The 13,665-nt window shown below is 70.8% G+C and carries 11 protein-coding genes; 5 read left to right on the top strand and 6 right to left on the bottom strand.

Annotation, left to right across the window (positions count from 1 at the left end; genetic code table 11):
- Window positions 1-72: 72 nt before the first annotated feature.
- The 3 genes from folC to NL1_RS33460 form a co-directional block, all read right to left on the bottom strand.
- Window positions 73-1,530 (bottom strand): bifunctional tetrahydrofolate synthase/dihydrofolate synthase, encoded by a 1,458-nt coding sequence (folC, locus tag NL1_RS33470; RefSeq protein ID WP_373862614.1) that lies wholly within the window; start codon window positions 1,528-1,530, stop codon window positions 73-75.
- The gene (locus NL1_RS33465; protein ID WP_067848266.1) at window positions 1,527-4,205 is read right to left on the bottom strand and encodes a valine--tRNA ligase; all 2,679 of its coding nucleotides are present in this window, start codon (window positions 4,203-4,205) and stop codon (window positions 1,527-1,529) included. Before NL1_RS33465 ends, folC begins: the two co-directional genes overlap by 4 nt.
- 234 nt (window positions 4,206-4,439) lie before the next feature.
- A complete protein-coding gene (locus tag NL1_RS33460; RefSeq protein WP_067848263.1) occupies window positions 4,440-5,399 on the bottom strand; it encodes an NAD(P)/FAD-dependent oxidoreductase in 960 nt (319 codons plus the stop codon).
- A gap of 166 nt (window positions 5,400-5,565) precedes the next feature.
- Here NL1_RS33460 and NL1_RS33455 point away from each other — a divergent pair, with 166 nt between their 5' ends.
- Together NL1_RS33455 and NL1_RS33450 are read left to right on the top strand one after the other, a co-directional pair.
- Window positions 5,566-6,156, top strand: coding sequence for a helix-turn-helix domain-containing protein (locus tag NL1_RS33455; protein ID WP_067848259.1), 591 nt, complete (start codon window positions 5,566-5,568; stop codon window positions 6,154-6,156).
- 144 nt (window positions 6,157-6,300) lie between these two features.
- Window positions 6,301-6,987: a P-loop nucleotide/nucleoside kinase family protein gene (locus tag NL1_RS33450; protein WP_245673705.1), complete on the top strand. Its 687-nt coding sequence runs from the start codon at window positions 6,301-6,303 to the stop codon at window positions 6,985-6,987.
- Window positions 6,988-6,993: 6 nt separating this feature from the next.
- On the opposite strand, the gene NL1_RS33445 is transcribed toward NL1_RS33450, so the two are convergent.
- Both NL1_RS33445 and NL1_RS33440 read right to left on the bottom strand, forming a co-directional pair.
- Complete coding sequence (locus NL1_RS33445) at window positions 6,994-7,962, bottom strand: YegS/Rv2252/BmrU family lipid kinase (protein ID WP_067848256.1); 969 nt, start codon at window positions 7,960-7,962, stop codon at window positions 6,994-6,996.
- Window positions 7,962-9,536, bottom strand: a complete 1,575-nt coding sequence (locus NL1_RS33440; RefSeq protein ID WP_067848253.1) for an FAD-binding oxidoreductase — start codon at window positions 9,534-9,536, stop codon at window positions 7,962-7,964. Before NL1_RS33440 ends, NL1_RS33445 begins: the two co-directional genes overlap by 1 nt.
- Before the next feature lie 136 nt (window positions 9,537-9,672).
- Between NL1_RS33440 and NL1_RS33435 the strand changes: the two genes are divergently transcribed.
- The gene (locus NL1_RS33435; protein WP_084511322.1) at window positions 9,673-10,275 is read left to right on the top strand and encodes a TetR/AcrR family transcriptional regulator; all 603 of its coding nucleotides are present in this window, start codon (window positions 9,673-9,675) and stop codon (window positions 10,273-10,275) included.
- Between the two features lie 17 nt (window positions 10,276-10,292).
- Window positions 10,293-11,840, top strand: coding sequence for a glycerol-3-phosphate dehydrogenase/oxidase (locus NL1_RS33430; RefSeq protein ID WP_067848269.1), 1,548 nt, complete (start codon window positions 10,293-10,295; stop codon window positions 11,838-11,840).
- Window positions 11,841-12,432: 592 nt separating this feature from the next.
- Here the strand turns inward: NL1_RS33430 and NL1_RS33425 are convergent.
- Complete coding sequence (locus NL1_RS33425) at window positions 12,433-12,960, bottom strand: GNAT family N-acetyltransferase (RefSeq protein WP_067848247.1); 528 nt, start codon at window positions 12,958-12,960, stop codon at window positions 12,433-12,435.
- 231 nt (window positions 12,961-13,191) lie between these two features.
- On the opposite strand from NL1_RS33425, the gene NL1_RS33420 reads away from it, so the two are divergent.
- The coding region (locus tag NL1_RS33420) for a hypothetical protein (RefSeq protein ID WP_218024528.1) at window positions 13,192-13,665 on the top strand (474 nt) is incomplete at its 3' end.

Here is a 13,665-nt window from a genome sequence, read left to right as displayed (position 1 = left end):
CCTGCGCCTCGCTGGCGCTCGGCTCCGGCGTGCGCGGGGCGCGCTGGCACATGATTCGCTCACTTCGTTCGCTCATGCCGGATCCTTTCCGAACAGTGCGCGCGCCGCCCCGGCCGTGACGACCGAGCCGGTGACGATGACACCCGCCCCCGAAACAGCCTCGCCGGGATCGCCGACCTCTTCGGCGATGGCGATCGCGGACTCCAGCGCGTCGGGCAGCGTGTCGGCGGTGACCACGCGCTCGTCCCCGAAGCGCTGCACGGCCAGGTTCGCCAGGCTGTCGACGTCCATCGCGCGCGGCGACCCGTTGGTGGTGACGACGATCTCGTCGAACACCGGCTCCAGCGCCTCCAGGATCCCCGCGGCGTCCTTGTCACCGAGCACAGCGACCACGCCGACCAGCTTGCGGAAGTCGAATTCCTCACCGAGCGTCGCGGCCAACGCTCGCGCGCCCGCCGGGTTGTGCGCGGCGTCGATGAAGATGGTGGGCGCGCTGCGCATCCGCTCCATGCGACCGGGGCTGGTGACCGAAGCGAAACCGGCGCGCACCGCCTCGATGTCGAGCTGACGTTCGGCGCCCGCGCCGAAGAATGCCTCGACCGCGGCCAGCGCCAGCACCGCGTTGCGGGCCTGGTGCTCGCCGTGCAGCGGCAGGAAGATCTCGTCGTACACACCGCCGAGTCCCTGCAACTCCAGCTGCTGGCCTCCGATGGCGACGCGACGCGCGAGCACCCGGAACTCCGAGCCTTCGCGGGCCACCGCGGCGTCCACCTCGACGGCCCGGCGCAGCAGCACCTCCATCGCCTCGGGTTCCTGCTGCGCGATCACCGCGACGGTGTCGCGCGGCACCAGGCTCTCCGGCGCGCGTTTGATGATCCCGGCCTTCTCCCCCGCGATGGAGGCGAGGTCGGGCCCGAGGTAGTCGACGTGGTCCAGCCCGATCGGGGTGATCACCGCGACCTGGCCGTCGATCACGTTGGTGGCGTCCCAGGTGCCGCCCATGCCGGTCTCGACGACCGCCACGTCGACCGGGGCCTCGGCGAACGCGGCGTAGGCCATGCCGGTGAGCACCTCGAACTTGCTCATCGCCGGGCCGCCCGCCGTGGCCGACTGCGCATCGATCATTTCGACATAGGGCAGCAGCTCGCGGTAGGTCTCGACGTACTTGGCCGGGCTGATCGGCGCGTTGTCGATGCTGATCCGCTCGGTGGCCAGTTGCAGGTGCGGGCTGGTGATCCGACCGGTGCGCCGGTGCAGCGCGGTGAGCAGCGCGTCGATCATGCGGGTGACCGAGGTCTTGCCGTTGGTGCCCGCGACATGGATCGCCGGATAGCTCTGCTGCGGGGAGCCGAGCAGATCCATCAGGGTGGCGATGCGGGTGAGCGAGGGCTCGATCTTGGTCTCGGGCCAGCGCTGGTCGAGTTCCGCCTCGACCAGCGCCATCTCGGCCAGCTCCACCGGCGACGGCCCGGACCCGAGCCGGGCGCCTCCGGTCTCGTCGCGGTACTGCGGCTCCGGCTCGTCGTTCACTTGGCCGTCAGCTCCGCGAGCCGGGCCCCGATGCGCTCCACCTCGGCGGCGGCGACATCGCGGCGGTTCTTGATCTTGGCAACCACCGGTTCGGGAGCCTTGGCCAGGAACGCCTCGTTGCCGAGCTTGGCGTCGGTGCCCGCCAGTTCCTTCTCCGCGGCGGCCAGATCCTTTTCCAGGCGGCGGCGTTCGGCGTCCAGGTCGACCGCGCCGGAGGTGTCCAGCTCGACGGTCACCGTCGCGCCGCTCAGCCGAACCTCGACCGAGGCGGTGGCCGCGAACTCGGCGCCGGGCGCGGTGAGCCGGGCCAGGTTGGCGACCGACGGTTCCAGCGCCGTGAGATCGGCCTGCTCCAGGCCGATCAGCTTGGCCGCCACCTTCTGCTTGTCGGCAAGGCCCTGGTCGCTGCGGAACCGGCGGATCTCGGTGATCAACCGCTGGGCATCCGAAACACGCTGCGCCGCAACGGTGTCGGCGGCGATACCGCTGGCCTGCGGCCACGCGGCGATCACCACGGACTCGCCGCCGGTGAGCGCCTGCCACAGCTCCTCGGTGACGAACGGGATCACCGGGTGCAGCAGCCGCAGCACCGAATCCAGCACATTGCCGAGCACGGTCCTCGTCGCGGCCGCCCGCTCCTCGGACTCGGCGAACTGCACCTTGGCCAGCTCCAGGTACCAGTCGCACAGCTCGTCCCAGGCGAAGTGGTACAGCGCCTCGCACGCCTTGCCGAACTCGTAGGCGTCGAAGGCCGAATCCACTTCCGCCAGAACCTGATCCAGACGATCGATGATCCAGCGGTCGGCGTCGGTGAGTGCGGCGCGATCCGGGAGCTCGCCGGGCTCGGCGCCGTTCATCAGCGCGAACTTGGTGGCGTTGAACAGCTTGGTGACGAAGCTGCGCGAGGCCAGCGCGTGCGGCTCGCCGACGGACAGGTCGCCGCCGGGCTGCGCGCCGCGGGCCAGGGTGAAGCGCAGCGCGTCGGCGCCGTAGGCCTTGATCCAGTCCAGCGGGTCGATGCCGTTGCCGCGCGACTTCGACATCTTCTTGCCGAACTGGTCACGGATCAGGCCGTGCAGGAAGACGTCCTTGAACGGCACCTGCACCGCACCGGACTTGCCCGCGAGAATCGCCGGATCCTCGGAGACGAACATGCCGAACATCATCATTCTGGCGACCCAGAAGAAGAGGATGTCGTAGCCGGTGACCAGCACGCTGGTCGGATAGAACTTCGCCAGCTCCGGCGTGGCCTCGGGCCAGCCCATCGTGGAGAACGGCCACAGTCCGGAGGAGAACCAGGTGTCGAGCACGTCCGGGTCCTGCACCCAGCCTTCGGGGGCGGTCTCGTCCGGGCCGACGCACACGACTTCGCCCTCGGGGCCGTACCAGATCGGGATGCGGTGGCCCCACCACAGCTGGCGCGAGATGGTCCAGTCGTGCATGTTGTCGACCCACTCGAACCAGCGCGGTTCCTGGCTGGCCGGGTGAATGACGGTGTCGCCGTTGCGGACCGCGTCACCCGCGGCCTTGGCGAGCGACTCCACCTTGACCCACCACTGCATGGAGAGCCTGGGCTCGATGGGCTCGCCGGTGCGCTCGGAATGGCCGACGCTGTGCACGTACGGACGCTTCTCCGCGACCACGCGACCTTCCGCGGCCAGCCGCTCGCGAACCTTCACGCGAGCCTCGAAGCGGTCCATGCCGTCGAATTCGGTTCCGGTGCCTGCGATCCGGCCGCGCTCGTCCATGATCGTCGGCATCGGCAGGTTGTGCCGCAGGCCGAGCTCGAAGTCGTTCGGGTCGTGCGCGGGAGTGATCTTGACCGCGCCGGAGCCGAACTCCGGGTCGACGTAGTCGTCGGCCACGATCGGAATCTGGCGGCCGGTGATCGGGTGCTCCAGGGTGGTGCCGATCAGCGCTTGGTAGCGCGGGTCGTCGGGGTGCACGGCCACCGCGGTGTCACCGAGCATCGTCTCCACGCGGGTGGTCGCCACGATGACGTGCGGCTCGTCGTCGTTCAGCGAGCCGTAGCGCAGCGAGACCAGCTCGCCTGCGACTTCCTCGTGCTTGACCTCGATATCGGAGATGGCGGTGCGCAACTCCGGCGACCAGTTCACCAATCGCTCGGCGCGGTAGATCAGACCCGCGTCGTACAGGCGCTTGAAGATGGTCTGCACGGCCCGCGACAGGCCCTCGTCCATGGTGAAGCGGTCGCGGCTCCAGTCGATGCCGTCGCCGAGTGCGCGCATCTGCCACTGGATGGCGCCGCCGGATTCGCGCTTCCAATCCCAGACCTTCTCGACGAACAGTTCGCGGCCGAAGTCTTCCTTGGTCTTGCCGTCGACGGCGAGCTGCTTCTCCACCACGGTCTGGGTGGCGATACCCGCGTGGTCCATACCGGGCAGCCACAGCACCTCGTAGCCCTGCATCCGCTTGCGGCGGGCGAGGGTGTCCATCAGGGTGTGGTCGAGGGCGTGGCCCATGTGCAGGGTGCCGGTGACGTTCGGCGGCGGCAGCACGATCGAGTACGCGGGCTTGCCGCTCGCGGTGTCGGCCTGGAAGTACCCAGCCGCTACCCAGCGCTCGTACGTCTCGGCCTCCACGACGCTGGGGTCCCAGCTCTTGGGGAGGGCATCGGCACGATTACGCGAGTTGTCAGGGGCTGCGCTGGTCACTCCGTGATTCTAGGGGTTGGCTCGACATGGCCTTGCCGCCTCCCCGCGGCCGGCGCTCCCCGGCGTGGACTCGGGTGCGGAAACGAAAGGAGGCGGAGCCTTCGGTGGATGAGGGACACCGAACACTCCGCCTACGTCTCAGAGCTTACCGGCGATCCGAGGGGCGACCCCGAATACACAAGTAATTCTCAGCTTCCGGCGACACCGCCGTCACGCCCCGGTCAGGGGTCCGCGTCAGCGCGCCGCGAGGGGGACCGCCGACTCCTCGTCGACCAGGTCGCCGTTGATCGCGATGGCCGCCGCCGATCCCGCGCCCGCGGCGGAGATCACCTGGGCGCCCGGGTCGGCGACATTGCCCGCCGCCCAGACCTCGGGCACGCTGGTCCGCCCCCGCGCGTCGGTGACGACCCAGCCGTCCTGACCCATCGCGCACCCGAGCGCCGCGAGCACGTCGCCGTTGGGCACGAACGTCGGCGCGACGAACACCGCGGCCCGCGGCACCGCCCGTCCGTCGGCCAGCTCCACACCGCGCAGCCTGCCGTCCTCGACCGCCAACCGCGCGACCTCGCCGGACACGATGCGCACGCCCCGCGCGGCGAGCCGATCCCGATCGTGCGGGGTCAGTGCCATCGTGTGCGGGAAGAAGATGACGTCAGCCGACCACTGCGGCAGCAGCAGCGCGACATGCACCGCCCTGGCCACCGCACCCGGTTCGACGCCGCCGAGCACGCCGAGCGGCTGATCACGCACCTCGTAGCCGTGGCAGTACGGGCAGTGCAGGACGTCCGCGCCCCAGCGCTCACGCACACCGGGCAGGTCGGGCAGCACATCGCGCAGCCCGGTGGCGACGAGCACGCGCCGGGCCGTCAGCTGCCCGCCCGCCGCCAGGCGGAGCGTGAACTCGCCTGTGTCCTCGTTCTTTTCGGCGCCGACCAGGTCGTCGTCGAGCAGCTCGCCGCCGTATCCCGCCACCTCGGCAGCTCCGGTCGCCAGCAGTTCACGGGGCGGAAGACCGTCTCGCGACAGGAAGCCGTGCATGTGCTGGGCGGGCGCGTTGCGCGGTGCACCGCCCTTGACCACCACGACCCGTCGCCGCGCCCTGCTCAACACCAGCGCCGCCGACAACCCCGCCGCGCCGCCACCGACGACGACCACGTCATAGGTCGCCTGGTGTCCGCTGTTCCGTTCACTCATGCCTGCACCTCGCCAGCGCTCGGCTCGGGCATGCGCGACACGCGCTGGCACATGGTTCGCTCTCTCTGTTCACTCACGCGATCACCTCCGCGTTCAGGCTGCCGATGACGGCCCGATATCGGCAACATAATTTGCCGTTTCCGGGAAATGAGCGTGCACTGGATCCATGTACGACCAACCGGGAATCACGCGGGCGCTCGCCGATATCGGCCCCCGGCTGAAGGCGATGCGCACCCATCGCGCCATCACCTTGACCGCGCTGTCGGCGACCACGGGCATCTCCAAGAGCACGCTCTCGCGGCTGGAATCCGGGCAGCGCAAGGCGAGCCTGGAATTGCTGCTGCCGATCGCGATGGCCTTGCAGGTGCCGCTGGACGAGCTGGTGGCGGCCCCCAAGATCGCGGATCCGCGGGTGCACGCCGCGCCGCGGCAGGTCGACGGATACACCGTGCTGCCGTTGACCGCCCGCCCCGGCCCGCTGCAAGCCTTCAAGATGATCCTCCCGCCCGAGCGGAAGGATCCCGATCCCCGGGTGCACGAGGGCCACGAATGGCTGTATGTACTGTCCGGCAGGCTGCGGCTGATCCTCGGCGAACACGACCTGATCATGGGCCCCGGCGAGACCGCGGAATTCGATACCCGGCAACCGCATTGGTTCGGCAGCACCGGACGCGGCCCGGTGGAGATCCTGAGCCTGTTCGGCAGCCAGGGCGAGCGCATGCACGTGCGGGCGCGGCCGCGCCGTAGCGCGCACTGAGTCCACAGGGCGGGCCCGGAACCGACGAGGCGGGCGCACGGGTCGACGAGGAAACCGGCCGGCCCGGCGAATCATCCCTCCGTCGATGGAATCTCAGGGTTTTCCCGGTTGCCGAATCGGACCGGACTAGGGAGTCTGGAAGGGGTGAACCCCCCGCTCGATGCTCTACCCCTGCACTCCCCCGAGCCACGCTTGCCGCTGGCCGGCGCGATGGCGCCGGTTGGCGTGCACGACATGCGCGGCCGGACGATCGGCGAATTGCGTTACCCCACAACGGCGGCACTGATCTTCGCCGGAGTGCCCGGTGCGGGCAAGAGCACAGCGTTGCGGAGGTTCTTCGGCGCCGACGCGCAGGCCGAGACATCGCCCGTCGGACCGTCCGGTTCGATCGTCCTGGATTCGCAGCACGCGCGGAACCGCTGGCGGCACCGGCTCGGCTGGCTCCCCTATCCGCTGTGGCGTCCGGTCGTGCACGTCGTGCACTACGCGAGCATCCGGGCGGCGCTGCGCGATGCCGAGGGCCCGGTGGTGATCCACGATTGCGGCACCTTCGGCTGGAGCCGCAGGATGATCGCCCGCTGGGCGATCGCCTACCGCAGGGACCTGCACGTGATCATGCTCGACGTGCCGGCGACGGTGGCCAGGGCCGGTCAGTACGCCCGCGGCCGCCGCATCAACGGGATGTTCTTCACCCTGCACTGCCGCCGCTGGGACCGCATGATCAGCGACTTGGACACCGGCCATCGTGACGCGCCGGTTCCGTCCTCCTCCGTCGTCATCGTGGACCGCTCCACCGTCAACCACATGCGCCGCATCGCGTTCGGCGAATGACTGCCCTCAGGGGACGAGTACCGTCAGCGCCGCGGGCACAGCCCGCAGGGTGATGGGCAGCATCCCCGCCGGTTCGCCGTCGGCGGTGGCGGGCGCGCCCGGCGCGGTGAGAGTCACCGCGGCGGCACGGTATTGCGCCACGGCGGGATGGTCGATGCGCTTGCCCGCCGACAGCGCGGGCAGCAAGCGCAGCATCTCCAGCCGCGACACCGCGCCGACCACCGTGAGATCGAGTAGCCCGTCGTCCATCTCGGCGTCGGGGCAGATCAGCATGCCGCCGCCGTAGGTGCGGGTGTTGCCCACCGCGACCATCACCGCGTCGGTCTCGACCACGCCGTCCGCCCGCGGATTGTCCACCGCGCCTTCGGCGATGCCGGACAGTTCGATCCGATAGGGCACGGTGAAGCCCCCGGTGATCTCGGCAAGCGCCGCGACGGTGTACCGGAGCCTGCCCTTGGGCCAGCGCATGTCGTTCGCGCGCAACGTCACCCGCGCGTCGAAGCCGGTGCCCGTCACCGTCGCGAACCACATCGGGGTGGAATCCGGTGCGTCCGGCTCGATCCGGCCGAGGTCCATCACCTTGGTGCGTCCGGCGAGCACCACGTCGACCGCGGCCGCCGGATCGTCGGTGGGGACGCCGAGCGCCCGCGCCAGATCGTTGCCCGTGCCACTGGGCACGAGACCGAGCGGCACGCCGGTCTGCGCGACGGCCTCCAGGATCACGCAGATCAGGCCGTCGCCCCCGACGCAGACCACCGCGTCGGGGCGCGCGGCGAGGTCCGGATTCTCCAGCGAATCACGCACCAGCCGAACGGATTCGGCGGCGGACGGCGCGCGGATCTCGGTGACCTCGACACCGCGCTCGGCGAGGCGGGCGATGGCCACCGTCGCGGTGTCGTGCCCCTTGCCCGCGCCGGACAACCGGTTCGTGACGACCAGTGCGGAGCGGATGCCGCTCGGCGCCTGCTTGCTCATCAGATCAGCTTCCCAGGGTTGAGGATGCCCGCGGGGTCCAATTCCCGTTTCACCGCGCGCAGCACCCGGATTCCCAGCTCGCCGACCTCGGTGGGCAGCCAGGGCCGGTGGTCGGCGCCTACCGCGTGGTGGTGGGTGATCGTGCCGCCCGCGGCCATGATCGCGTCGCCCACCGCGCGTTTGGCGGTCTGCCACTGCGCGACCGGGTCGTCGAGTTGCTTGGCGACGACGGTGAAGTACAGCGACGCACCGGTCGGATAGGTGTGCGAGATGTGGCACATCACCAGCGCGGGCGTGCCCTGCGCGCCGAGCGAATCGGTCAGCGCCGCAGTCACTTTCGCCTTGAGTTCGGCGATGTTGGACCAGGTCGTCGCGGTCTCCAGGGTCTCGCACAGCACCCCGACATCGAGCAGCGCGTCGCGCATGTAGGGCGCGGCGAACCGGCCGTGCTCCCACTCGCGCGCGGGCTGTTCGCCGAGCGCGGTGCCGCCGGCGGCCGCCAGCAGGGCGGTCGCCTCGGCCGAGCGGGCCGCGACGTGCGCCGCGCTGCCTTCGACGGTGGTGATGGCGAGGCAGCCCGACACGGCTTGGCCGCCGACGTCGCCCGAGCGGGCCAGGTTCAGTCCGGTCTCGGCCTCATCGGAGAGCCGCAGCACCGTCGGCGCGGCACCCGCCTGCACCACGGCGCGCAGCGCGGCCGCGCCCGTGGCGAAGTCGGGGAACGACCAGGCTTGGTAGGCGGTGGTTTCCGGCAGCGGATGCACGCGCAGCGTGACCTCGGTGATCACGCCGAGGGTGCCCTCCGAGCCGATGAACAGCTCACGCAGGTCCGGCCCGGCAGCGGAGGCGGGCGCGCGTCCCAGCTCCAGCGACCCGGTCGGCGTGGCGATCCTGAGTCGCTGCACCATGTCGTCGAACCGGCCGTAACCCGCCGAGGCCTGGCCGGAGGACCTGGTGGCCGCGAAACCGCCGATGCTGGCGAATTCGAAGCTCTGCGGGAAGTGGCCGAGCGAAAGCCCGTGCGCGGCAAGGAGTTCCTCGGCCTGCGGTCCGGTGAGGCCCGCGCCGAGGGTCGCGGTGCCGCTCACCGGGTCGACCTCGCCGATCCCGTCGAGGCGGCGCAGGTCGAGCGCGATGACGGCGTCGAACTGCCCGCGCGCCGGATCGACGCCGCCCACCACGCTGGTGCCACCGCCGAAAGGCACCACCGCGATGCCGTGCTCGGCGCAGTAGGCCAGCACCGCGAGCACCTGCTCGTGGTCGGCGGGGAAGACGATGGCGTCGGGGGCGTCCTGCGGGCCCTCGGCGCGGCGGCGCAGCAGATCGGGGGTGCTCTTGCCGCCGGCGTGCCGCAGTCGATCGTGATGGTCGGCCGACACATTGTCCGCACCGACCACCGCGACCAACCCGTCCCGCTGCGCCGACGTCAACGCCGGCGCGCGGAGGGGCACGTCACCCTCATCGCGGCGCGCCACCGGGTCGCCGGACACCCCGAAAACCTGCGCGAGCAGGCCGCGGATCTGCGCCGAAAGTGGCTTGTGTCCGGCCGGGATTCCCCAGGCGTCCCACACCATACTCGGTACCTGCGCGTGTGCGCCCGGGTTTGCCGCGGGAACAGAATGCCCGCCTGCCTGCTTCTCGACCATGCGTTACAGTTTGACATATACTGTCAAGCAGTAACTGCCCGTCCCCGCACTGAGCCCGGTGGTGATTCCCGTGACCGACGACCCGGACGCCGAACTTTCGGCCATCGACCTGGCGATCTTCGACGCCGCGCGCGCGTGCGTCCAAGAGTTCGGGGTGCGCCGCACCACGCTCACCGAGGTCGCGCGGCGCGCGGGCGTCAGCAGGCCGACCGTCTATCGCCGCTGGTCCGACACCGGTGCGCTTGTCGCGGAGCTGCTGGTCCGCGAACTGCGCGGCATTCTCACCGCCGCCATGCCCGAGGCGGGCCCTGCGCGGGCGCGGCTGGTCGAGGGTGTGGTCGAGGGCGCCGGGATGGTTCGCTCGAACCCATTGTTCGGCAAGATCTTTCGCACCGACACCGACCTGATGCTGACCTATGTCTTCGGCAGGCTCGGCCGCAATCAGCGCATCCTCATCGAGCTGTTCGCCGCAGGCATCCGGGACGGCCAGGACGACGGTTCCATCCGGTCCGGCGATCCGCTCCGGTTGGCCACCATGCTGCTGCTCATCGTCCAGTCCGCGGTGCAGTCGGCGGGAACCGTCGCGCCCTTGCTCCCCGCCCCCGAACTGGATACCGAACTGGCCCGCGCCATCGACGGCTACCTCCGCCCCGGCGACCCCGCATGACGACGAAAGGCAGTGCCATGACCGACAATCCGGTGCCCCGCGGGGATTCCGCGCTCAATGCCGAGCGCCGCACGCGTGAACTGCGCGCCCTCGGCGACGGCGGCGACATCGACGTGCTGGTGATCGGCGGCGGCGTCACCGGAGCGGGCGCCGCGCTGGACGCCGCCGCGCGCGGACTGCGCACGGTGCTGGTGGAACGGCACGACCTCGCGTTCGGAACCAGCCGGTGGAGTTCGAAACTGGTGCACGGCGGTCTGCGGTATCTGGCGAGCGGCCGGGTCGGGATCGCGCACGAGAGCGCGGTCGAGCGCGGCATCCTGCTCGGCACCACCGCACCGCATCTGGTGCGGCCGCTGCCGCAGCTGGTGCCGCTGCTGCCGAATATCGGTGTCGCGCAACAGGCGTTGATCCGCGCGGGCTTCCTGGCGGGCGATGCCTTGCGGCGCGGCGCGGGCACCCCGGCCGCGACCCTGCCGCGGTCGCGACGCGTCGCCACGGCGGAGGCGTTGCGCCTGGCTCCGACCGTGCGCCGGGCGGGTCTGCGCGGCGGACTCCAGGCCTGGGACGGGCAACTGGTGGACGACGCGCGGCTGGTCGTCGCACTGGCCCGCACCGCGGCCGCCCAGGGCGCGACCGTCCTCACCAGGGTGGAAGCCCTCGAGGTGACCGGCGATTCGGCCACCTTGCGCGACACTCTCTCCGGCGAGAGCCTTTCCGTGCGAGCCCGCGCCGTCGTCAACGCGACCGGCGTGTGGGCCGACCAAGTCGACCCGAGCATCGAGCTGCGCCCGAGCCGAGGCACCCACCTGGTGTTCTCCGCCGAGTCCTTCGGCGGGCTCAGCGCCTCGCTCACGGTGCCGGTGCCCGGCAGCACCAGCCGGTTCGTCTTCGCCTTCCCCGCCGCGCACGGGCGGGTGTACCTCGGCTTGACCGACGAGGACGCGCCGGGCCCGGTGCCCGACGAACCGCAGCCCACCGAGGCCGAGGTCGATTTCCTGCTCGACACCATCAACACCGCGCTGCGAGAACCGTTGACCCACGCCGACATTCGCGGCCGGTACGCGGGCCTGCGCCCGCTGCTGAAGACCGGCGACGGCAGCACCGCCGACATCTCGCGCCAGCACGCGGTGCTGAACTCGCCGACCGGCGTGATCACGATCGTCGGCGGCAAGCTCACCACGTACCGCCAGATGGCCGAGGACGTCGTCGACGCGGCGGTGCGCCACGCCCGCCTCGCCGCGGCGCCCTGCTCGACCAAGCGACTGCCCCTCGTCGGCGCGGTCTCGGGCGCGTCCCGTGATCACCTGGCCGCCCCGCCGCTGCTGGTGGAGCGCTACGGCAGCGAGGCGCCCGCGGTCACCGCCCTCGCCGCGCTCGACCCGGCCCTGCGCGAGCCGGTCGCCCCCGGAATGGACGTCACCGGCGCCGAATTCGCCTTCGCACTCTCCCACGAGGGCGCCCTGCACGTCGACGACCTCCTCGATCGACGCACCCGCATCGGCCTGGTTCCGGAAGACCGCGCCGCCGCCCTGCCCGCGGCCACCGCGGCTCTCGCCACGATCTGATCGACGGGATACCGCGTACCACGCATTCGGGCAAGGCAATCACGGTTGCCTGTATGCTGAACCACGTCACGCTAGTGATGTCGAGAGGGTGGAGCGCCGCTGGTACGACGCCCCACCCGGGTGGGTCAGTTGGCCCGCACTCGGCGGACCAGAAGGAGCGCCCCGGCGATCACGGCAGCTGTAACCAAGATGATGCCGTAATCGACCGGGGCCTCACTCTTCCTCCGGCGATGTTTCGCCATTCCCCACCACCTCCTCCCTGGGCGCGGTGTCTGGACCAATGTCCACCGCCCCTCGGCAGGAGGTGAGCACACCTTACGCGAGCACACCGACCGGAAGCATTGGCCCCCAGGCGATCCCGGCGCACCGATCGACACAGGCAACGCCACCGATCCACACGTCGATGAGCTGACGCCAGCGATGCTTTCGGTCCATCCGGCAATTGGCGTGAATTGCCGGATTTCGCGTCCTAGGGTCACGTGTCGGGCGCGCGAGCCGCGCAGTTATTCCTGCGCCCGAATGGAATCGGGCGCTCGGACGATATCGACCACGGCTTCGCGCGATGTCGCCTTGCTCGAGGCAGACGAACTGTTCAGTCGAAGACCCACGTATCGAGTTCGGCGCGCATGCAAGCGCGGGGCCAGACGTCCAAGCCGTGCTCGGCTTCGGCGGCGCGCAGGGCGCGCAAACCCGGCGTCTCCTCGGCGGCCGCCAGGTACCGGAAGCCGAGGCGCTCGTAGTACGGGCCGTTCCACGTCACCTCCGTGAACGTCGTCAGGGTGACAGCGGACAGTCCGCGGGACCGCGCCCAGTGGACGGCGTGATCGATGAGCCGCTTACCGAGGCGCCGCCCCGCGTGCTCCGGGTCGACCGACACCTGATCGACGTGCGCGTTCCCGTCGACGATGCCGAGAACGAGGTAGGCGATCGGCCGGTCGGCCTCGTCGGTCGCGACCCAGGCCCGCCCGTTCCGCTGGAATTCGCGCAGCGTGGCGAGCGTCGGCGGGTCGTCGTCGGCAACGGCCGTCATGCCGATGTCGGCGAACGGTTTTCCGGCCGCCCGCTCGATATCCTGCAGGACGGGCAGGTCGGCCTCGGTCGCCGGTCTGATGGATCGCATGCCAGGCAGTATTGCCCGACCACCGGACAATGTCGCGCGATTTCCGCCCCACGGGGACGCACCCGGGGCGCGTCTCGCCACCGCCGGCTCTCCCCCGCTGCCCTGCGGGTTTCCCGGTCGGAGCGACCGGTCGGGCGGTTCCCGGCCGTCCTTTCCGATTCCGATGCGCCCGGTCGGCTTCCTCGCGAGCCTCTATGCTGGACGCCGGTAGTGCGCGGGAAGGAGGCGCGGGTGCGCAAGAACCCGTCGACCGTAGGGATCGCGCCGGGCGATGGTCTGATTGCACGCTTCGGCGCGGTGGTGGTGTATCTCGCGGGTGAAACCGCTTCCACCGACCGGATTCTCGGCGCCATCGAGGCCGCCGCCGAGGGTGACCACCCCGGAGCTGCGATCGCCCAGCGGCTGGCCGCCGTGGTGTTCGGCAGCGGATCCGAGCCGCCGCCGTTCGGCGTGGTCGCCCCGACCGACGACGGCACGGTGATCCTGCTGCGCGGACCGGTCGCCGCCGAGATCAACGGCGCGGAAGGCGCCCGCAGGATCTCCGGTGCGCGGGCGTTCACCTGGGTGGACGAAATCGTGCGCGAACCGGTGCGCCGGATCACCGTGGGTGCCGACACCGGCGCCGCGATCACCGCGCTGCCCCGTACCGACCTGCGCGCGGGCACGGTGCCCGGCGGCGGCTTCGAATGGCGCGTCGCCGTGCGC

The sequence above is a fragment of the Nocardia lijiangensis NBRC 108240 genome (assembly GCF_001613045.1).
In the GTDB taxonomy this organism is placed as follows: domain Bacteria; phylum Actinomycetota; class Actinomycetes; order Mycobacteriales; family Mycobacteriaceae; genus Nocardia; species Nocardia lijiangensis.
Note: the sequence above shows the minus strand (reverse complement) of the source record. Positions and strands in the feature narration are given on the sequence as shown.

Excerpts from the sequence above, each read along its gene's own strand:
- NL1_RS33460 (WP_067848263.1), bottom strand. The coding sequence starts at position 5,399 with ATGAGTGAACGGAACAGCGGACACCAGGCGACCTATGACGTGGTCGTC.
- NL1_RS33455 (WP_067848259.1), top strand. The coding sequence starts at position 5,566 with ATGTACGACCAACCGGGAATCACGCGGGCGCTCGCCGATATCGGCCCC.
- NL1_RS33445 (WP_067848256.1), bottom strand. The coding sequence starts at position 7,962 with ATGAGCAAGCAGGCGCCGAGCGGCATCCGCTCCGCACTGGTCGTCACG.
- NL1_RS33440 (WP_067848253.1), bottom strand. The coding sequence starts at position 9,536 with ATGGTGTGGGACGCCTGGGGAATCCCGGCCGGACACAAGCCACTTTCG.
- NL1_RS33430 (WP_067848269.1), top strand. The coding sequence starts at position 10,293 with ATGACCGACAATCCGGTGCCCCGCGGGGATTCCGCGCTCAATGCCGAG.
- NL1_RS33425 (WP_067848247.1), bottom strand. The coding sequence starts at position 12,960 with ATGCGATCCATCAGACCGGCGACCGAGGCCGACCTGCCCGTCCTGCAG.